General features: G+C 66.3%; 15 protein-coding genes. 7 read left to right on the top strand and 8 right to left on the bottom strand.

From position 1 onward, the window contains the following. Positions 1-254 precede the first annotated feature (254 nt). Complete coding sequence (locus tag K7G82_RS04620; RefSeq protein WP_222988672.1) at positions 255-2,051, top strand: ABC transporter ATP-binding protein; 1,797 nt, start codon at positions 255-257, stop codon at positions 2,049-2,051. 18 nt (positions 2,052-2,069) lie between these two features. On the opposite strand, the gene K7G82_RS04615 is transcribed toward K7G82_RS04620, so the two are convergent. Continuing rightward, complete coding sequence (locus tag K7G82_RS04615) at positions 2,070-2,762, bottom strand: pentapeptide repeat-containing protein (protein ID WP_222988671.1); 693 nt, start codon at positions 2,760-2,762, stop codon at positions 2,070-2,072. A gap of 96 nt (positions 2,763-2,858) precedes the next feature. Beyond that, positions 2,859-4,007 (bottom strand): serine hydrolase domain-containing protein, encoded by a 1,149-nt coding sequence (locus tag K7G82_RS04610; protein WP_222988670.1) that lies wholly within the window; start codon positions 4,005-4,007, stop codon positions 2,859-2,861. Between the two features lie 265 nt (positions 4,008-4,272). Here K7G82_RS04610 and K7G82_RS04605 point away from each other — a divergent pair, with 265 nt between their 5' ends. Then, positions 4,273-6,198, top strand: coding sequence for an N-acyl-D-amino-acid deacylase family protein (locus K7G82_RS04605; RefSeq protein WP_222988669.1), 1,926 nt, complete (start codon positions 4,273-4,275; stop codon positions 6,196-6,198). A 145-nt stretch (positions 6,199-6,343) separates the two neighbouring features. Here K7G82_RS04605 and K7G82_RS04600 read toward each other — a convergent pair whose 3' ends face one another. The 5 genes from K7G82_RS04600 to K7G82_RS04580 form a co-directional block, all read right to left on the bottom strand. Further along, complete coding sequence (locus tag K7G82_RS04600) at positions 6,344-7,921, bottom strand: ABC-F family ATP-binding cassette domain-containing protein (RefSeq protein WP_222988668.1); 1,578 nt, start codon at positions 7,919-7,921, stop codon at positions 6,344-6,346. A 124-nt stretch (positions 7,922-8,045) separates the two neighbouring features. Continuing rightward, positions 8,046-9,143, bottom strand: a complete 1,098-nt coding sequence (locus tag K7G82_RS04595) for an acyltransferase family protein (RefSeq protein ID WP_222988667.1) — start codon at positions 9,141-9,143, stop codon at positions 8,046-8,048. 126 nt (positions 9,144-9,269) lie between these two features. Beyond that, positions 9,270-9,473, bottom strand: a complete 204-nt coding sequence (locus K7G82_RS04590; protein WP_222988666.1) for a hypothetical protein — start codon at positions 9,471-9,473, stop codon at positions 9,270-9,272. Positions 9,474-9,515: 42 nt separating this feature from the next. Then, entirely contained in the window at positions 9,516-10,622 is a 1,107-nt protein-coding gene (locus tag K7G82_RS04585; RefSeq protein WP_222988665.1) for an NADH:flavin oxidoreductase/NADH oxidase, read from the bottom strand. Positions 10,623-10,908: 286 nt separating this feature from the next. Continuing rightward, positions 10,909-12,222 (bottom strand): SLC13 family permease, encoded by a 1,314-nt coding sequence (locus tag K7G82_RS04580; protein ID WP_222988664.1) that lies wholly within the window; start codon positions 12,220-12,222, stop codon positions 10,909-10,911. A gap of 121 nt (positions 12,223-12,343) precedes the next feature. Here K7G82_RS04580 and K7G82_RS04575 point away from each other — a divergent pair, with 121 nt between their 5' ends. Beyond that, positions 12,344-13,222, top strand: coding sequence for a hypothetical protein (locus K7G82_RS04575; RefSeq protein ID WP_222988663.1), 879 nt, complete (start codon positions 12,344-12,346; stop codon positions 13,220-13,222). 12 nt (positions 13,223-13,234) lie between these two features. On the opposite strand, the gene K7G82_RS04570 is transcribed toward K7G82_RS04575, so the two are convergent. Further along, on the bottom strand, positions 13,235-14,335 hold the full coding sequence (locus K7G82_RS04570) for an FAD-dependent oxidoreductase (protein WP_222988662.1): 1,101 nt from the start codon (positions 14,333-14,335) through the stop codon (positions 13,235-13,237). Between the two features lie 153 nt (positions 14,336-14,488). Between K7G82_RS04570 and K7G82_RS04565 the strand changes: the two genes are divergently transcribed. The 4 genes from K7G82_RS04565 to K7G82_RS04550 all read left to right on the top strand — a co-directional run bounded on the left by K7G82_RS04565 (position 14,489) and on the right by K7G82_RS04550 (position 21,265). Next, positions 14,489-15,055, top strand: a complete 567-nt coding sequence (locus K7G82_RS04565; RefSeq protein ID WP_246623267.1) for an RNA polymerase sigma factor — start codon at positions 14,489-14,491, stop codon at positions 15,053-15,055. A 4-nt stretch (positions 15,056-15,059) separates the two neighbouring features. Continuing rightward, the gene (locus K7G82_RS04560) at positions 15,060-16,040 is read left to right on the top strand and encodes a FecR family protein (protein ID WP_222988661.1); all 981 of its coding nucleotides are present in this window, start codon (positions 15,060-15,062) and stop codon (positions 16,038-16,040) included. Positions 16,041-16,143: 103 nt separating this feature from the next. Continuing rightward, positions 16,144-18,756 (top strand): TonB-dependent receptor, encoded by a 2,613-nt coding sequence (locus K7G82_RS04555; protein WP_222988660.1) that lies wholly within the window; start codon positions 16,144-16,146, stop codon positions 18,754-18,756. Between the two features lie 40 nt (positions 18,757-18,796). Further along, positions 18,797-21,265, top strand: coding sequence for a S9 family peptidase (locus K7G82_RS04550; RefSeq protein ID WP_222988659.1), 2,469 nt, complete (start codon positions 18,797-18,799; stop codon positions 21,263-21,265). The last annotated feature ends 84 nt before the right edge of the window (positions 21,266-21,349 follow it).

The raw sequence follows: 21,349 nt of genomic DNA, 5'->3' as shown, positions 1-21,349 counted from the left end.
AATCTGCCGGGCGTCTTCACCGATGCCCCGTTGCCGAATTCGATCATCGCTGCTACGAAACAACCGTCTCAACGCAAGCAGAGGGAGGGACATTGATGACAATATCGACCGTTCACTTCCCTCTCGGCAGGTACAGGACCACGGGCGCGCTGCGCCATTAGGTCCTGAAACCTCCCTGATCGCGGCCATCCGCCGCCAGGCTTCCATCCGATAGACTTGCATTGGAGACGGCGCGTTCGCGCCGGTTGACGAATATGACCGATCAATCCCGCAAGGGCGCGCAGAATAATGTGCGCGCCGTCCTTGCCTTCGCTTTCCGCCACTGGGCCGCGCAGAAGCTGCGCATCGCCCTGGTCTGCGGCTTTGTCTGTTTCGGCGTCGCGCTCGAAGTGCTCGTGCCGATGATCGCCGGCCGCCTGGTCGATGCGCTTTCCGCGGGCGATCGGCGCGGCGTGCCGCTGCTGTTCGCCGCGATGGTGTCGCTCGGCATCGGCACCGTCGTGGCGCGCCACCTCTCGATCGCGGTGATCGTACCGTTCACGCTCAGGATGATGAGCGACGTCGCCGAGCAGGCGTTCCGGCGCGTCCAGCGCTTCTCGACTGACTGGCATGCCAACAGTTTCGCCGGTTCGACGGTGCGCAAGATCACGCGCGGCATGTGGGCGATCGACATGCTCAACGATGTCGTGCTGATCCATATCCTCGGTTCGCTTGTCGTGCTGGTCGGCACCATGATCCTGCTGGGGCTCCACTGGCCGCTGGTCGGTCTCGTCATGGGGCTGGGGGCCATCGCCTATATCGTGCTGACCGTGCTGCTCGCGACGCGCTGGGTCGCGCCCGCGTCCACGCTCTCCAATGCATGGGACACGCGTATGGGTGGGCTGTTGTCCGATGCGATCGGATCCAATGCCGTGGTCAAGGCCTTCGGCGCCGAACTGCGCGAGGAGGATCGGTTCGCCCGGCTGGTCGGCAAATGGCGCAATCGCACGCGGCGGACCTGGATGCGCAGCACCTGGTCCGGCACGATGCAGCTCGGCGTGCTCTGGATGTTGCGGACGATGGTCGTCGGCGCGGCGGTGTGGTTGTGGTGGCGGGGTGATGCCACGCCCGGCGACGTCACCTATGTGCTCACCAGCTATTTCGTGCTGCACGGCCACCTCGCCGATATCGGCTATCACGTCCATCACCTCCAGCGTTCGGTGAACGAGATGGAGGAACTGGTCGAGATCCACGATCAGCCGCTGGGGATCGAGGATCGCGCCGATGCGGAACCGATCGCGATCACCGCCGGCGAAGTGCGCTTCGACGACGTGACCTTCCGCTATGGCACGCATGTGACGCCGCTTTACGAGGGCCTCTCGGTCACGATCCGGGGCGGCGAGCGCGTCGGTCTGGTCGGCCATTCGGGATCGGGCAAGACCAGCTTCGTCAAACTGATCCAGCGGCTTTACGACGTCACCGGCGGGCGCGTCACGATCGACGGGCAGGACGTGTCGCATGCCACCCAGCAGTCGCTGCGCTCGCAGATCGCGATCGTCCAGCAGGAACCGATCCTTTTCCATCGCAGCCTTGCGGACAATATCGCCTATGCAAGGCCGGACGCGACGATGGCGGAGATCGAGCGGGCGGCCGAGCTGGCCAATGCACACGACTTCATTGCACGGCTGCCCAAGGGCTATGCCACCCTGGTCGGGGAACGGGGCGTGAAGCTGTCGGGCGGCGAACGCCAGCGCGTGGCGCTGGCGCGCGCCTTCCTGGCCGATGCCCCGATCCTGATCCTCGACGAAGCGACGTCGAGCCTGGATTCGGAAAGCGAGGCACTGATCCAGCAGGCGATGGAACGGCTGATGCACGGGCGCACCGCGATCGTGATCGCGCACCGGCTGTCGACGGTGCGCACGCTCGATCGCATCCTGGTGTTCGATCAGGGCCGGATCGTCGAGGACGGCGATCATGCCGCCTTGCTCGAGAATCCGGAGGGGCGCTATCGTCGGCTGTTCGATCGCCAGTCCGGCGCGGTACGCGACGAACCCGAGTTCATCGACGCGTAAGCGCCGTAGGAGGGGCTATTATCGCACGTTCAGGCCGAGCTCGGCGAGAAGCTGGCCGGCCTGTTCGCGCGATATGGTGGCGCCACGGAATTGCGCGGCGTCGAACAGGCGGAGCCCGCCCAGATCGGCGCCGCGCAGATCCGCCTCCTCGAAGCGGCAGCCGGCCATATTGGCGTCGCGCAGGCTGCACCCGTCGAAGAATGCGCCACGAAAATCGCTTTTGCGCAGATCGGCCTGGCTGAAATCCACCTTGAGCAGCGTCTGCTTGCGGAAGGAGAAGGACGGCAGACGCGCGTTGATCAGCAGCGTTTCCTCGATCGCCATGTCCATGGCGCGGGCTTCGGTCAGGTCCGCGCCCGTCAGCTTGCACCCCTTGAAGCGCGCGGCGTTGAGCAGCGCGCGCCGCAGCGCGGCATTGTTGAGATCGCAGGCGTCGAAGCGCGCTTCGGCCAGATCAGCCCCGACCAGATCGGCAAAGGCGCCACGGCAGCCCTGCCAGCGTGTCTTTTCCAGCTTCGCGCCAGACAGTTTCGCCCGGCGCAGATTGCAGCGTTCGAATTGCCATCCGGACAGGTCGAGCCCGGACAGATCGGCGTCCTCGAGATCGCAATCGACCAGATGCGATTGCCTGGGACCGATCAGCGCCTCCACATCGGCGCGCGCAAGCGTGCGCCCGGTGACGGCGCGTTCGGCGAACAGGTCATCGATCATGCCGCCTCCTATCGGGCCGGCATGATCGATCCAAGCGGAAAGGGGGGGAATCTCCACTGTCATTCCCGCGTTCGCGGAAATGACAGGATAAAGAGGCTACACCCCGTCGATCGCGCCCTTGAGCAACGCGGCGACGGCAGGGCCGGATTGGGTGCGGTCGCCGTCGTTGCAGGCCGAGAACGCCACCCGCTTGCGCGCGAAATCGACGATCACTTCGGCATACCAGCGATTGTTCGATCCATTGTGCCAGATCTCGCCGCCCGGGCGCACCACCCAGCCCATCGCGTAATTCTCGGTATAGGGCGGGGTGTGCAGCGTCTTCCAGCTTTCGGGCTTCAGGAAGGATGCGGGCATCTGCAGATGTGCGTTCAGATATTTGACCATGTCGGCCAGCGTCATATGCACCAGCCCGGCCGGGCCAAGCACCGCCGGCAGGTCGGCAGGCAGATCGGATCTGTCGAGCGGCACCGGGGTCAGCGTCTTGGGTTCGCCGAACAGCGTATGGCCCAGCGGCTGGTCGAGCTTGCCGGGGGTACCCGGCGCGCCGTAACCCGCCGAGGACTGGCCGAGCGGCTTGAAGACATGGGCGGCGAGCAGCTTCTCCCAGCTCTGCTTGTAGATCACCTCCAGCATGGCGCCCGCGATCACATAGCCGCTGTTCGAATAGAGCATCTTTTCCCCGGGCGCGGCGACCGGATCGTCGGCGAGCGCCAGCGCCGCGTAGCGCAGCCGGTCGGGGCGCGGATCGGCGGGATTGAGGACGGGAAACTTCACCATCTCCGTATTGGTGATGCCGCGCGGCAGGCCCGAATGATGGCTGCACAAATGGCGGAAGGTGACGGGCTTATAGACGTCCTTCATGCCGGGCGCCGTGCTGCCCAGAACCTCGCCCACACTGGTATCCCAACTGATGCCGCCTTTTTCGACCAGGCGTGCGACGAGCGTCGAGGTGTAGGATTTGGTGATCGATCCGATATGCCAAAGATCGTTGGTGGTGACCGGCGTTGCGGCGCCGAGCGAGCGCAGACCGTCGGCGACGAGTATCGCCCTGCCGCCATCGGCGGCGCGGGCGCCGCCCAGTGCCGGGATGCCGCCCGTCGCGCGGAGCTTCGCGAGTGCGGCCGGCGTGAAGCCTTCGAGCGTCGGCTGCGGCGCATCGGCCGCGAAGGCGCGCATCGGCAGCCCCATCAGCCCGGCGACGGTCGCCAGGCCCAGAATATGTTCGCGCCGCGATTGTCGGATCATGTCTCACTGCTCCCCAAATGCTTCATGCCGGCGGAGATCGCATCGCCGGTGGCTGGTATCCCGGCTTCGCACCGTATCGGACCGCGCCCAGATTTGGTCTGATCGGGATCGTATTATCCCATTTGGAAAAGTGTCAATTGATTTCCGGCCCGATCCTGATCAATGATCCGGAATCGAAAATCGGCGTTGAACGGGGCGTTCTGCTCCCGTAGCGCCGGCCACGGAAAACCGGCGGCCGCGACCGCCCGGAAGAGGGATGCATGACATGAACAAGATGATGACGGCCTTGCTCGCAACCGCGGCGATGGGATTGCCCGCCTCCGGCGCTTATGCGGCACCTGCCGCGCCGTCATCCTATGACGTCATCATCCGCCATGGCACCGTTTTCGACGGTACCGGCGCGGAAGGCCGTGTCGCCGATATCGGCATCGTCGGCGATCGCGTGATCGCGATCGGCGATCTGTCGCGCGCGAAGGCGGCGGTCGAGAAGGATGCGACCGGCCTTTACGTCTCGCCCGGCTTCGTCAGCGTGCACGATCACAGCGCGCCGACATCCTATGCGCGGCCGGAAGGCATATTGACCCAGGGCGTCACCACCGCGATCGCCAATCCCGATGGCGGCGGCGAGCTCGACCTCGTCAAGCAGCTCGATGTCCCGCTCGGGCTCAATTATGGCGGCTATATCGGCTTCAATTCGGTATGGGGCAATGTCGTCGGCTTCGACAATCGCCGCGCCACGCCCGACGAGATCGATCGGATGAAGGCGCTGGTGCTCAAGGGGCTGGAGGACGGCGCCTTCGGCCTGTCCTCGGGCCTCGACTACAAGCCGTCCTTCTGGGCGACGACGGACGAAGTGATCGCGGTCGCCAAGGTGGCGTCGGGCGCCTGGCGGACCAACTTCACCAATCACGAGCGTGTCTTCCCAGGCAATGGCTACAGCTCGATGGCGGGGATGAGGGAGACGCTGGAGATCGGCGAGAAGGCGGGGCTGATGCCCGTCATCACTCATATGAAGCTGCAGGGCCGCGACAATGGCAAGACGGTGGAGGCGATCGCGCTCGCCACCGACGCCAAGAAGCGCGGCGTCGATGTCGGCATGGACGCCTATCCCTACACCTATGGCTCGACCAGCCTGGAACAGTTGACCATCCCGTCCTGGGCGCAGGAAGGCGGGCGCGACGCGATGCTCAAGCGCTTCAAGGATCCCGCGCTCCGCGCGAAGATCATCGCGGAAACCAACGAGCAGATCGATATCCGCTGGATGGGCCCCAAGGGCGTCTATATCGTCGATATCGAGAAGCGGCTGCCCGTCGAGATGGCGGCGCGCGGCAACATCTCGGGCGGCGAGGCGATCGTCCAGTTGCTCGAAGAGGGCAATCGCCGCGTATTGCTGAGCTTCGGCACCGAGGAGGATCAGGCGGCCCTGCTCAAGGATCCGCTCCAGGTCGTCTCGTGCGACTGCGGCGCCAATACCTCCAAGGTCGGCCATCCCCGCAACTGGGGTTCCTTCCCGCGCTTCCTGGGCCGCTATGTGCGCGAGCAGAAGCTGGTGGGCTGGGGAGAGGCGGTGCGCAAGATGACGGCGCTGCCCGCCGCGATGGTCGGCCTGTCCGAGCGCGGCTATCTGCTGCCCGGCATGGTGGCCGACATCACTGTGTTCGATCCGAAGACGGTGATCGACCGGTCCACGGTGGAAGCGCCTACCTTGCCGTCGGTCGGCATCCAGGCCGTGCTGGTCAATGGCAAGCTGGCGCTCGACGACGGCAAGATGGTTGACGGCACCTTTGGTACCCGTCTTGTCCGTTCGCGCCACGAACCGTCGCGCCCGATGAATTTCGATATCGCACGCAGCGTATCGGCGACGGGCAAGGTGAGCGGCACCACCATCGCGATCAACCTGGCCCAGGCCGCCGGCGCGGCGGCCCCGACGGGCAAGGTCAGCGTGAAGGGCCTGCCGGGCGGCACGCTCGCCTTCACGCCGAGCATTCTGCAGACCACCAAGGGTTGGGCGAGCATCACCGGCACCGGCAAGCGCGGCAAGGGCAAGGTGGAAGCGATCACGCTCCAGCTTGAGCAGGCCGATCCGTTCGGCGGCGGCAAGCCGACGCTGACGGTGCTGGCCGATGGCAGGCCGATCCTGGAAGGCGCCTTGCCCGATGGCGCGATCCTGGTGGCCGAGGGTGGCAGGTAAACACCAGTCGTCATCGGCCTGACCTCGTTGTCGCCCCAGCGAAAGCTGGGGCCCATACGATCCTCGAAACGTGGCGTAGCTTGACGTATCCTATGGGTTCCAGCCTGCGCTGGAGCGATGGCGAAGGTGCGCGGGTCGTTCCGGATCAGCCTAGAACCACCCGCCGCGTGATCCCGATCGCGTCGAGAAACGCCTCGTCATGGCTCACCACCAGCAGTGCGCCGTCATAGCCGCGCAGCCCGGCCTCGACCGCTTCCATGGAGGCGATGTCGAGATGGTTGGTCGGTTCGTCGAGGATCAGCAACTGCGGCGGCTTCGGGCCGCCGAGCACACAGGCAAGCCCGGCGCGCAGCATCTGGCCGCCGCTCAGGGTGGAAACGATCTGAAGCGCCGCGTCCGCCCGGAACATGAACCGGGCGAGCGCAGCGCGGCAGGTGTTTTCGTCGCGTTCGCGGGTGATCCGCGCGAAATTGTCGCGGATCGAGCTGTCGGGATCGAGCAGGCTGACCGTCTGGTCGAGCATGGCGAAGCCGGGCAGGGTGCGTATCGTTCCCGCCCATGGCGCGAGCTTGCCGGTGACGAGCGCGAGCAAGCTGGTCTTGCCCGATCCGTTTTCACCGACGATCGCGACGCGTTCCGGCCCGCTGATCGCCAGTGAAAGATCGCGCAAGATCGGCCGGCCCGGTTCGTAGCCGGCGGTGACCCCGTCCATGTCCAGCACACTCCGGTTCGCGGGAAGACCCGATGGCGGAATGACGACCGACATCGTCTTCAATATCTCGATACGCTCACGGGCGGCATCGGCGATGTCCGCCGCGTGTGTGCGCTGGCGTTGCGCCAATCGGGCATTTTCTCCGCTACTGTCCTCGGCCCGATCCTTGCGTTTGCCCAGCAGGATGCGGGGCAGGTCGCCCTTCGCATTGCGGCGTCGGCCCGCTGCGTCCTTGCGTGCCTTGCGCTCGATGGTGTCCTGCACCTGCCGTTCGACCTGCGCGATCTGCTTCTCGGCATCGGCCAGGTCGCGCTCCGCCGCTTCCAGCTCGGCCTGTTTGCGCTCGCGATACTGGCTCCAATTGCCGCCATAGCGCGTGGCGCCGAGCGTGGTCAGCTCGACGATCGCATCCATGGTTTCGAGCAGTTCGCGATCATGGCTGACGACGATCGCGCCGCCCCGCCAGCCGGCAAGCAGCGCGATCATTGCCTCGCGCCCGGCACGGTCGAGATTGTTGGTGGGTTCGTCGAGCAGCAGGAAATCGGGTTCGGCGAAGATCGCGCCGGCCAGGCTCGCGCGCGTCCTCTGGCCGCCCGACAGCGTGGTGAGCGGCGTATCCGCCTGCGCATCGAGGCCGACCCGGCCGAGCGCGGACTCGATCCGCTCCTCGATCGTCCAGTCGGCATTCTCCAGATCCTCGATGTTTGCGCCGCCGCGCTCCGCCCGCCGCAGCAGGGCAAGCGCATCGGTGGCGCCGAACAGGTCTGCGACGGTTTCACCGTCTTCGACGCGGACCGCCTGATGCAGCATGAACAGGCTGCCGGTGATCGAGAGACTGCCCGATTGCACGGGCAATTGGCCCGAGATCAGCCGAAGCAATGTCGATTTGCCGACACCGTTGCGACCGACAAGGCCGGCGCGTTCAGGGCCGAAGGCGAGATCGAGATTTGAAAGGACGCTACGCCCGTCAGGCGTGGACCAGCTGAGATTGGATAGGGTGATGGCAGGCATATGGATGTTCCCCGAGGGCAAGGCGATTGGGCTTTGCTGTCAGGTTGAAATCCATGATGGACGCGCATCCTCAGTTGGTGGTGCACCATCAACTAGGCGCGGTGACGCGTGCTTTCAAGCCCGGTCAGACGCGCAGCCGCCATCCGCGCCGAAGCAGCAGCAGCGTGATCGCGATCGAAAGCGCGCCGCCGAGCAGGGCGTAGAGCAGGGATGACCAGCCTGGCGGCAGGCCGAGTGTCGAGAGCGCGTTGAAGGCCAATGCCCAGATCCGTTCGTCGCCGACACGGAGGACGAGCAATGCCGTCAGCAGCGCATGGACGACGTAGAGCGTCAGTGCGTCGCGACCGAGTGTCGCCGTCAGTTGCGCCCATCGCTGCACCTCGAGCTTCGGCCATATCGCCCGCAGCGCCGCGAGCATGGCCAGGCCGATGCCAGCGGTCAGCAGCGCGAAGCTGGGCGTCCATAGCGCCTTGTTGAGCGGCCAGAACAGCAGCGCGCCACGCGCGAGGATCAGGCACAGCACGGCGGCGGCGAGCGTCGTGACCACGGATCGATCCAGCCGCATCGTTCGCCGCTGGACCGCGACGCCGATCAGCGCGGTGGCGATCGCCGACAGCGTCGAAAGCGGCCCTTCGGGATCCCAGGTTTCGCGAAACAGCCGTCCCGGCAGCAATGCGCGATCCAGCCAGCCGCTCAGGCCCTGGCCCGGCGCCATGCTCGCCGCGACTTCGCCGGGCGCGGGCAGATGGAGCAGCAACCCGTGAAGTGCGAGCAGCATGACGGCCAATATGGCCGGTCCGATCCAGCTTCGTGTGACACGGCAGGTGAGTGCGCAAGCCAGATAGACGATCGCGATCCGTTCGAGCACGCCGGTGAAGCGGATCGATGCGAGGTCGAGGCGCGCAAAGACGATCCCGCCGATCAACGCCCCCAGAGCCAGCCCGATCAGATAAAGCAGGATCGAGCGGCGCAGGATGCGCCCCATGCCCGCCGGCGAGTCGCGCCGGTCGAATGCGAGCGGCAGCGCAAGGCCGGATGCGAGAAGGAACAACGGGAAGACGAGATCGGCGAAGGTGAAGCCATTCCATTCGGCATGGACGAACGCGCCGAAGGCCGCTTCGCCCGATCCCTGGAGGTTGACGAGTATCATGCCCAGCACGGCGATGCCGCGCAGCGCGTCGAGCGCGCCGTCGCGTTCCGCGCAACCGTTCGATCCCCGCACGCGCCTCTCCCCCGACAGGCGGGCCGTTCAGGCCCTCGAGCGTTTCCACATTGCGTGGAAACGGTCCTGTTTTTCGCGGTCGCATTCTCCGAGCCATCGACCGTAAACGGTCAACTGGGAAATGCTCTATTCGTCGATCAGGTCCAGGTAGCTCACCACGTCATTGTCGGTCGCGATGAACAACCCGTCCTGAAGCTCGCCGGGCTGTTGCGCCGCGATTGCGAGCGCTTCGCCGAGAGTGCCGTAGAACAGGGTCGTCGCCGCACCGCCCTCCGTCTCCCCATCCAGGTGATAGAGGCGCACCGATACGCTATCCGAAACCGTTCTCATGGATGGACGATGCAGCGGATCGGCGCGGATCGCAATGCGCGGTCATCCATTCTCGAACAATGTCCTGAACTGGCGCGGCTGCGAACGGAGATACTGGTTCGGCGCAGTCACCTGGCCGCCCAGCGCGGCCGCCGCATGCCAGGGCCAGCGCGGATCGTAGAGGATCGTTCGGGCCAGCGCGATCATGTCGGCATCGCCGGTCGCGACGATCGCTTCGGCCTGCTCGGGATCGGTGATCAGACCGACCGCGACCACGGGCATCGACACCGCCTGCCTGACCGCGCGCGCCAGCGGCACCTGGTAGCTGGGGCCGACCGGGATCTTCTGGGCAGGGTGAAGCCCGCCGCTCGAAACATGAATGGCGGCGCAACCGCGCGCTTCCAGCGCCTGCGCGAAGGCGATGGTCTGATCGACATCCCAGCTGCTTTCGACCCAGTCCGTGCCCGAGACACGCATCGTCACCGGCCGATCGGCGGGAAAGGCCTCTCGCACCGCATCGAAGATCTCAAGCGGGAAGCGCATCCGGTTCTCGAGCGAGCCGCCATAGTCGTCATCGCGCCGGTTCGACAGCGGCGACAGGAATTCATGCATCAGATAGCCGTGCGCGCCATGAAGCTGGATCGCATCGATGCCCAGCCGGGTGGCGCGACGGGCTGCCGCGACGAAAGCGTCGCGCACCCGGTCCATGCCAGCCCGGTCGAGCGCGACCGGCGCATTCTCTCCTTCGGCGAAGGGGATCGCGGATGGAGCGACGGTCTGCCAGCCATGCGGATCGGCGGGCGCGATCTGTCTGCCGCCCTTCCATGGCAGATCGGTCGATGCCTTGCGGCCCGCATGCGCAAGCTGGATCGCGATGGGCATGGCGGACCATTTGCGAATGCCCTCCAGCGTCCGCGCCATCGCGGCCTCGGTCTCGTCGTTCCACAGCCCGACATCGGCCCAACTGATCCGGCCTTCGGGCAGCACCGCCGTCGCTTCGATCGTCAACAGCGCCGCGCCGGACAGCGCGAGCTGGCCCAGATGGATCAGGTGCCAGTCGGTCATGCAGCCGTCCTCGGCCGAATATTGGCACATCGGCGCGATGACGATGCGATTGGCAAGGTTAAGCCCGCCGATCTCGATCGGCTGGAACAGTCGGGGTTGGCTCACAATGATCTCCGAAGGGGGCGTCGATGCGCGAGGAAATGAGCTGTCCGCGCTGTCGTTTCAATGGTTGCGCAGGTTTTTAGAGTCTGTTTGGAAATGCGCGGAAGAGCGCATTTCGAAGGCCGTACCGCCCTTCACAGGCATTCCAACGATGCTTCGCATCGCCGGAACCTTGGCCTGTTCCGCCTGCTCCCCCACCCGACCTCCCAACGGCAGTATGTTATGGGAGGTCGGGTGGGGGAGCGGGCCGGTGCAGCAATGCGCCTTAGGCGCATTTCCAAACAGACTCTCAGAACGGAAAGAATGCGGTGATCGCGATGATCGCCACCGCATAGGTCAGCAGGTTGAGCGGCAGGCCGACGCGGACGAAATCCATGTAGCGATAGCCGCCCATCTGATAGACGATCACATTGGTCTGGTAGCCGAAGGGCGTGGCGAAGGCGGCGCTGCCCGCCATCATCACCGCGACGATGAAGGGGCGGGGGCTGACCCCCAGGCTTTCGGCGAGCGCCACCGCGACCGGCGTCACGAGCACGGCCACCGTCGCGTTCGAAAGCAATTCGGTCAGCAGCATCGTCGCGCCGTAAAGCACGATCAGCGCGGTCAGCGGCCCGAACTCCTGCATCGATCCGACCAATGCGCCGGTGGCCGTGGCGGCCAGGCCGCTTTCCTCCATGGCGATGCCGATCACCACCATGCCGGCGATCAGGATCAGGATCTGCGGGCGCAACCCGCCATAGGCCTCGTCCGCCGTGATCACGCGCAGCAGGATCAGCAGTACCGCGCCGGCAAAGGCGGATGCCGCGATCGGCGCGATGCCGAGCGCGGCGGTTGCGATCGCGCCGACGAAGATCGCCAGCGCGATCGCGGCCTTGGCGGGCTGGAAGGGGCGGGGTTCCGCGAAATATTCGGCATGGCCGACCTGTGCGTCGTCGGTATCGATATTCTCGGGCACGGTGGCGCGATCGGGGGCGGTATCGGGTTCGTCCAGGCTGCGGCGCATCAGCCGGCCGCTGAAGAGGAACAGGTAAAGCCCGCCGGCCAGCGCGATGGGCAGGCCGACCGGCGTGATCTCGAACATGCCGAAGCGCGGCTGGCCCGCATTGCTCGCCATGTCGTCGACCAGCAGGTTGGTCGATGTGCCGATCAGGGTGCAGCAGCCTGTGAGCACGGTGATATAGGAGAGGGGCATCAGATAGCGTTTGGGCGACAGCCTGAGCGTGGTGGCGACGTCGCGCACAACCGGCGCGCCGAGCACGACGATCGGTGTCGAGTTCAGGAAGCAGGACACGAGTCCGATCGCGCCGAGCAGCAGCCAGAGCCCGGCGGCGCCCAATCGCTTGCACATGCCGACGGCGGCGGCGATCGCGCGATCGAGCAGGCCGGAGAGTTCGAGCGCATAGGCGATGACGAACAGCGAGGCGAGCGCGATGATCGCCGGGCTGGCAAAGGCGCCCTGCACCTCGACGGGGCGCACGACCCCCGTCATCAGCAGCACCGCTGCGCCGGAGAGCGCGACGACGTCGGCGCGCACCTTGTCCCAGATCAGCGCCGCGACGACTGCGGCGAGGACGACAAGCGTCAATATCTGGTCGGCATTCACCGGCGATCTGCCATTTTCAACCGCGTTTCGATGGCCTTACGCAACATGACCCTTTCTGCCCCACACAGCCTCATGATCCGAACGGTCTGGAGACTGTCGCAGGATTTGCTATCAAGTGCGAATGAAAGAGCCAAGCCTGCGCGCCAGTCGCCTCGCGATCGCGGGGAGTATTGTCGGCATATTGCTCGTCGGCGGGGCGGGATTCCTGCTAGGGCGGAACACGTCCGGACGTGATCAGGTGCCCGCCGCACCGCCTGCGCCGGTGCCTCAGCCCGTGGTGGCGCCGGCCGATCCCAAGCCCAATGTCCTCGATCGCGCCGGCCTGATTGCGCTGGCCGCCGCCGCCGTGGATGCCGAAGCGGCGGGAGCGCCGCTCCCCGAACGGGTCATCCAGTCCGATGGCCGTCGTTTCCTGGTCAACCTGCCCTTTGGATGCGGAGGGCCGGCGCCGGCGGCGAGTGAGGCGCCGATGCGCTGGCGGATCGACGCCAAAGCGCTGCGCATCCATGTCGAGCCCATATCCTTGCCCGTCATGGACTGGCTGCAGCCGGCGCCGGGCGAGGTGGAGGCGGCGGCGGAAGCCTATTGGATCGCGCGGCCCTGGACGTCGAGCGAAAGCTGCCCGGCACACGCCGTCGGGCAGGAGGGGCTGGATGCGCCCGTGCCGGAGGAGACTCTGGCGCTGGCGCAATTCCATCTGGTCGAAGGGCGGCGACAGGGGCGCCGCGCCGGCCAGCCGCTCGAAACCGTCCAGCGCGTGACCGGAGAAATGCCCGATCTGTCGCAAGGGCTGCGATTGCGGATCAGCGGCCGGATCGGCAATGTTCCCGGCCGGAACAGCCCGGTTCTGTGCCGCCGGCCGGCGGACGCCGGACAACGCCCCGTCTGCCTGATCTCGATCGTCACCGACGAGATGGCGATCGTCAATCCCGCGACGGGCGAGACGCTCGCGACCTGGAGCGTCGATCGCGCCGACGCGGTGGGCCGGCGCGGCGATTGACGGGCGGGGTCTTCAACAGCGGAAAGCGTCGAAGAATTGCCGGTGTGATTTCAGGATGCGCTCGGCGGTCGCCGGATCGGGCGTAAGCGACCAATTGTCGAGTTCGAAGGTGCCGCCGAGCATGATGCCGTCGGGGCGCGGGAACATATAGCCCGCGCGTCCGGCAAAGGCGTAGCCGATCTCGGGCTGGGGCAGCAGCACGGCGAGTTGGCCGCGCGCCGGGCGCAGTTCCTGGTCACCGACCAGATCGCGCGCGCCCAGCCCCGTGCAGTTGAAGACGAGGCGTTCGGGCAAGCCGCCGATATCGCCGGTGCCGAGCTTGCGCACCTCGATCCGCCCGCCCGCGATCTGGATGTCGCGCAGCATCTGGCGCAGGAAACGCCCGGTTTCGACATAGAGTGTGATGTAGCGCCCGGCGGATTCGACCGGAAAAGGATGCTCGTCCGCGCGAAGAATACGGTTTTCGGGCGGGAACGTGTCGAACAGCGGCGTCTCCGGCTGGGTCCGCTCGGTATAGGTGGGCAGCCAGTGGATGCCGTAATCGTCGCCGACCATGATCTGGAAGCGGCGCCAGCTATAGTCCGCCGCCGCAAGATATTGCCGGCGCCATTCGGGCGTCACGGCATCCTTGTCGAACAGGCCGAAGGGATGCCATTGCCCGCCCGCGATGTTCGATGTCGTGTCGGGTGGCAGCGCGTCGGCATAGATGGTGACGGCATGGCCGGCTTCCTGTGCAAGCCGTGCGGTGGTCAGCCCCATGATGCCGGCGCCGATCACCGCGACGGGCCCCTTGTGCCCGGGCAGCCCCAGGTCGACCGCCAGCTTCGAACTTCCCCAGCTCAGCGTGATCCCCGCGCCGCCATGACCGTAATTATGGACGAGCTTCGTTCCGCCCATCTGCTCCGCGCGAACCACGAAGCCCGATGCGCGATAGGGTCGCAGGCCGACGAGATGGCGGATCACCCGTTCCGGCGCGACATTCACCCGGGGCAGGCAGACCGGCTTGGTGCTGGCGCTGGCGACGCGGGCGGGCGTGCAACCGGCGGTCAGCAGGCCGGCGCCGCCGAGCGCGCTCGAGCCCAGGAAGCTTCGACGGGTAAGTGAAGGAATCATCGGCTGAAACTAGCCGCCGGACTGGTCTGTGCAAGGCGCGATGCCGCATGGCACACAGGCTCGTCGAAAATATTTCGCGCATCTCTCCGGAAAAACTCCGGCCATGTGTCTATGCTGGATCGGCCGGGAAATGCGCGGTGGCGAAGGGCAGGCATGGAGGATCGGGACCGGCAGGCACGGATCGCGGAATGGGTGACACGCACCGTGCTGCCCTGCGAGCATCTCGTGCGCGCCTGGCTGGCGCGGTCGCTGGTCAGCCAGTCCGACAGCGACGACCTGATCCAGGAGGCTTATTGCCGCCTCTCCAATGTCGAGGCGTTCGAGCAGATCGCGCGCCCCGACGCATTCTTCTTCCAGACCGTCCGCAACCTGCTGCTCAACCATATCCGCCGCGCGCGGCTGGTGCGGATCGAGACCGTGGCGGAGCTCGACGAGCTGGGCCTGGCCGACAACGCGCCGTCGCCCGAACGCGTGACGGGCGCGCGACGCGATCTGGAGCGCGTGCGCGCCTGCATCGCCGATCTGCCCGAACGCTGCCGCCGGGTGTTCGAACTGCGGAGGATCGAAGGGCTTTCGCAGCGGGAGATAGCGGAACGGCTGGGGGTGAACGAGAATGTCGTCGAATATGAAGTGGCGCGGGGATTGAAACTGGTGGTGAAGGCATTGCGCGCCCGTGGCGGCGATATGGCGGATTTTTCGCGTGCGGGCGCGGTGAGGTGAAGCGATGACGACACGGCAAAGCGCGGAAGCGATCGAGGACGAGGCGGCCGATTGGCTCGCCCGTATCGATCGCCATGGCCGCACGCCAGAGCTGCAGGCCGAACTCGAGCACTGGCTGGCGGGCGATACGCGACGGCGCGGGGCATTGCTGCAGGCGGAAGCCGCGTGGAACCTGCTGGTCGGCGATTTTCCGGTGCTGGAGCGCGAGGATGGCGGGGCGCCCGCGCCGATAGCCTCCGGCATGTTCAGCCGGCGCCGCCTGATCGTTTCGGGTGGTGCGGCTGCGCTTGCGGCATCGGTCGCGGGGGGCGTGCTGCTGATCGGGCGTGGCGAGGACTATGATACCGCGATCGGGGAAATCCGCCGCGTGCCGCTTGCCGATGGCTCGGTCGCGACGATCAACAGCGACAGCCGGCTTTCGGTCGCGCTCGAGGCGGAACGGCGGATCGTTCGACTGAATGAAGGTGAGGCCTGGTTCCAGGTCGCGCATGACAAGGCGCGCCCCTTCATCGCCGAGGCGGGGCGGATCCGGGTCCGCGCGGTCGGCACCGCCTTTGCCGTGCGCCGGCGCGAGGATGGCAAGGGCAGCGTGGGCGGGGCCGAGATCCTGGTGACCGAAGGTGTGGTGGAGGCCTGGGCCGACGGTGCGGAGGGGCAGGCGATCCGGCTGACGGCGGGGCAGCGCGCCTTTGTCGCGGATAACGCGGCCGTGACCGGCCGGGCCGACGCCCCCGCCGAGGTGACGCGCGCGCTCGCCTGGCGCGCCGGGCAGATCGACCTGGCGGGAGAGAGCCTCGCGCATGCCCTTGCCGAGTTCAATCGCTATAATGGTGTGAAGCTGGTGTTGACCGACAGGGCGCTCGCCAATGAACCGCTTTACGGCGTATTCCGCGTCGACGATCCGCAGGGTTTCGCCGACGCGCTGCATCGCGGTTTCGATGTGCCCGTGAAGGTGGAGGGGAACGAGATCCGGATCGGCGGATAGAAGATTGCAGAAAAATGACGGCCGGTCCCCGGAAAACCGTCGCTCGACTGTCTAGGCCCCGGAAGCGGCAAGGCCGCAAGGGCAAGACAGGGGGAAAGCAGGGATGACGATCGCACGGAAATCGGGGGCGCATGTGGTGCGCCGCGCATGGCTGGCGGCCGCCGCGAGCATCGCGCTGTCCTGTGCGGCGCCGGCCATGGCGCAATCGCGCCCCTTCGACGTGCCGGCGCAGCCCGCGATCGAGGCGGTTTCGGCGCTGGCGCGTCAGGCGGAAGCGCAGATCCTGCTGCCCGGCCGTATCGCGCGCGGCGTGCGGACCAATGCGGTCACCGGCGACATGACGATCGAGCAGGCGCTGCAAAGGCTGCTCGCGGGCACCGGCCTGTCGGCGCAGAAGACCGGGGCACGGACATGGACGATCGTCCGGAGCGCGGCGTCGGCGGGAAACGCGGTGGCGGGGCGCGCAGGCGATGAACAGGCCGCGCTCCCCGAACAGGAGGAAGGTGCGGAAATCACCGTGACCGGCACGCGCATCCGTGGGGCGGCGACGCCTTCTCCGGTGATCCAGTTCACGCGCGAACAGGTGCGCGATGCCGGCTTCACCGAGCTTGGCCAGGTAATCCGCAGCATTCCGCAGAATTTCTCGGGCGGGCAGAATCCCGGCATCGGCCTGGGTGCCGGCGGCATCAACAACCAGAATATCTCGTCGGGATCGGCGCTCAACCTGCGCGGCCTGGGGCCGGATGCGACGCTGACTTTGCTCAACGGACGCCGCATGTCGTATAACGGCTTCGTCCAGGCGGTCGACGTCTCGGTGATCCCGGTGGGGGCGCTCGACCGGATCGAGATCGTCGCGGACGGCGCATCGGCGATCTACGGATCGGATGCCGTGGCAGGCGTTGCCAACATCATCCTGCGGCGCGATTTCGACGGCGTCGATGCGACGGCGCGCTTCGGTCTGCCGACCGATGGCGGCGGCGAGCAATATCAACTGGGCGCGACGGCGGGCACGACCTGGGCGAGCGGCGGCCTGATCGCCGGCTATGAATATACCGATACCAGGGCGATCTTCGCGGATCAGCGCAGCTATACCGGCTATATGCCGGATCCGAACCTGATCTATCCCTCGCGCCGGCAGCATAGCGCGATCGTGAACCTGCATCAGGACATCGCCGATTTCCTCGAGTTCAGCGTCGACGGACTCTACACCCATCGTGCATCGACGACCGGCCTGTCCTCCCAGCCCGCACAGTTCGTCCGCCAGGCGGTGGAATCCACCATCTATGCGGTCTCGCCCAGCCTGAAGGCGCGCCTGCCCGGCGACTGGTCGGTCACGCTCGGCGGCAATTACAGCCGCGACAAGACCGAGTTCGACGCGAGCTATTCGATCTACGCGATCGATCTGCAACTCCAGTCCCGGGGTTGCTATTGCAACGAAAGCTATGCGGTCGAGGTCGATGCGGAAGGGCCGCTGTTCCACCTGCCGGGCGGCGACCTGCGCGTTGCCGTGGGCGCCGGATATCGGCGCAGCGATTTCGACTATATCTCCTACACAAGGCTGACGCGCGAAAGCGGCCGGCGCAGCAGCCGCTATGCGTTCGGCGAGCTTTCGATGCCGTTGATCGGCCCCGACCAGGGCATATCCGGGATCAACCGGCTGACCGCGACCGCCGCGCTGCGTTACGAGGATTATGGCGAAACCGGCAGCATCACCACGCCCAAGCTCGGGCTGATCTACGAACCGATTCCCGATCTGAGCCTGCGCGCGTCGTGGGGGAGATCGTTCAAGGCGCCGACATTGCTCCAGCAATATTCGGAATCGATCGTCTACCTGATGTCGATCGACGAATTCGCGGGCGTGAATTATCCGGCGGGATCGACGGTGCTGATGTCCTATGGCGGCAACCGCGATCTCAAGCCCGAGCGCGCCGAGACCTGGTCCGCGACGGCGGCGGTTCATCCGCGCGCGCTGCCCGGATTGCGGATGGAATTGAGCTATTTCAACGTCGATTACCGCGATCGCGTCGTCCAGCCCGTCACCTTCACCGAACGGGCCTTCATCGATCCAGCCTATCGCCAGTTCCTCACCCTTGGCCCGTCGGCCGCGGCGCAGAGCGATCTGATCGCGGCCTCGGCAACGGGCATCACGTACAACAGCGCCGGCGAGGATTATGATCCGACCAAGGTCGTCGCGCTGCTCCACAATCTCTATACCAATGCGGCGCGGTCCAAGGTCAGCGGCGTCGATCTGACGGCATCCTATGGCTTCGATCTCGGCGCAGGCCATGCGCGGCTCAGCGGATCGGCGACCTGGCTGAAGGGCAGCCAGCAAAACAGCGCGAGCGAAGCCGCTTTCCGGACGGTCGGCATCGTCTTCAACCCGCCGAAATTCAGCGCACGCGGGGGGCTGGTCTGGAACCGGGGCGGATTGACGCTCGCGGGCTTCGTCAATCATGTCGGCAGCGTCACCGACGATACCCAGGCGCCGCCCGCGCCGACGGGATCCTTCACCACGGTCGACGCCAATCTGCGCTACCGCACCGATCCCGGACGCTCGATCCTCTCGGATGTGGAACTGGGCCTGTCGATCCAGAACCTGTTCGACAAGAGCCCGCCCCGGATGACGCCGATCGTCGACTATGTCGTGAACTATGACTCGACCAATTATTCGGCGATCGGCCGCTTCGTCAGCCTGTCGGTGACCAGGCATTGGTGAACCGCGCATAGCGCGAAGAACGGTTTTCGGGAGGTTTCCGATGGTCAACGCCATGCGTTCGGGCATGTTGCTGCTCATGTCCTGCGCCTTCGGCGCGGCGCATGCCGCCAAACCCTATGATGTCGACGACATGCTGGCGGTGGAGTCGATCGGCGGTGTCCGGTTCGACCCATCGGGCGAACGGCTCATCTACGAGCGTTATGGACCGTTCGATCGTCAGGCCGATTTCGGCCAGCAGGACGTGATCGGCGAACTGCGGTCGAAGATCCAGATCGTCGATCTGAACGGGACGGGTGCATCCGCGCCGCTGTTCCCACAGGATCCGGCGGGCGGCTATACGATCAGCGGGCTTTCCCCCGATGGCCGACGCCTCGTCTTCCGGCATGCCTCGCGTACCGGTGCCAGAGCGGGGATCGTGCCGCTTGCCGGGGGAGCGGCGCGGGAATTCGATCTTTCGCCGACCTATAGCCCGATCCAGTCGCTGCCCTGGATCGGACAGGGCGTCGTATTCTCCGCCGAACCGGCGGGTGAAGTGGCGGCCGGCGGAACCGCTGCCGCATTTGCCGGGCTCTGGGCGCGGCGCAATCGCGGCGACGCGCCGACCGCCGGCGTGATCGGCAGCGGTCGTTTCACCGCCTTTCCTGAAGCCACCGGCGGCCTCGTCCTGGCCGATGCCGGCACGGCGCGAACGGCTCCGCTGGCGTCCGGGCGCTTTTCGGCCTGGCACGCATCCGCCGACGGCTTGGTCGTCGCGGCGCTGCGCGAGGAGCGGCTGGCGATCGATCCGGCGCGGCGGATCGAGCATGGCGCGAATATGGGGGGCATCCAGCGCCGGTTGCTGATCCTCGATCCACGCGCGGGATCCGCGCAAAAGCCGGATGAGCCCTGCGCCGGCTGCGATGTGCTTGCATCCTCGTTGAACTGGTCGGCCTCCGCGCCCTTGCTGTCCTTCGTCGCGCGCGACGAGGGCCGGGGCTGGGACACCGCCCGCTACAGCATCTACGATCGTCGCAGCGGCCGGGCGTCGATGGTGGATCTCGGCGCGCTCAAGCCACATGCCGGCCGGATGGGCTTTGCGCTCGATGTACAATCGGCGTGGATCGGCGATCGACTGGCGATCTTCGCCGAACCCGCCGAAACGCCGCCGGGCAAGCCAGGACGGGCGGACTGGTATCTGATCGGCCAGGGGAAACCGCGCAATCTGACCGCAGCTTTCGCAGGCGCCGCGCCGACGCTGATCGGGATCGGCCGGGAGGCCCTGATCGTCCTGCATGATGGAGAGGCCTGGGCGATCGACCCGACGGGCGGGCGCCGCAATCTGACCGCCACGCTCGCCGAACCGGTGCAATCCTGGCGCCCGGTCGGGCCGTTCGGTCCGGTGCCCGAACAGAATCTCCAGCCGAGCGACAGTGTCACCCTGCGGCTCGCCGCCGGTGGCGCCGGCAAGCCGGAGCGGCTGATCTTCATCGACCTGATGACCGGCCGGATCGATACCGTCGCCGCGTCGCTGCCGGGCGGGGAATTCGTCGCGGCGTCGCCGGCCGGCCGGCGCGCGGCCCTTATCGAACGCGACCGCAACATGACGTTGCTCTCGGTGGTCGGCACCGACGGGTCGCGCCGGGAGGTGGCGCGACTGAACGAACATCTGCGGCAAGTGGTGGGCGGCACGCCGGTCCGCATCGATCACAAGGGACCGAGCGGCGATGCGCGCACTTCCTGGATCCTGCTGCCGCCCGGCTATCGCCCGGGCACGCCGGTCGCCACGATCGTCAATGTCTATCCGGGCTCGTTCTTCTCCGGCGAAACGTGGAGCAAATGGTCGCTCGACGATGTTCATGCGCTCAACGATCATATCCTGGCCGCGCATGGTTATGCTGTCCTCTACCCTTCGATTCCGGTCGATTACGATCAGGTGCCGCGCGATCCGCTGAAGGGCCTGCCCGAACAGATATTCGCCGCCGTCGATGCGGCCGTCGCGCAGGGCTATGTCGATCCCGGCCGCCTCGGTGTGCAGGGGCAGAGCTATGGCGGCTACACCACCGGTGCGCTTGTCGGGCTGACCGACCGGTTCAAGACCGCGGTGGCGCAGGCGGGCATCTACGATCTGGTCAGCAGCTATGGCCAGTTCGTCATCGATCTGCGGCTGAAGGCGGAGAAGGCCGGGCTCGATCTGTTTTCGACCAGCCTGATGGAAACTGGGCAGGGCGGGATGGGTGCGCCGCCCTGGGCCGATCCCGAGCGCTATCTGCGCAACAGCCCGCTGATGCATGTCGAGAAGATCAGGACGCCGATCATGCTGATGACCGGCGACCTCGATTATGTCTCGACGACCCAGACCGAGGAATTCTTCACCGCGCTGACCCGGCTGAACAAGGATGCGGTGATGGTCCGCTATTATGGCGAGGATCATGTCTACAATTCGCCCGCGAACATCCGCGACATGTGGCGCAGGATCTTCGACTGGTACGACAGGACACTGGGACCGCCTGCCGCGCTGCCGGTGAAATGATCGCGCTCGGCGAACGAGCGCCGGTTACAATTTGCGACAATATCGCGCCAATCCTGCCATGATTTGACGACAGGTGCCCCCTAG

The sequence above is a fragment of the Sphingomonas colocasiae genome, from assembly GCF_019880585.1.
GTDB lineage: Bacteria > Pseudomonadota > Alphaproteobacteria > Sphingomonadales > Sphingomonadaceae > Sphingobium_A > Sphingobium_A colocasiae.
This window is presented reverse-complemented; position numbering and strand designations above follow the sequence as displayed.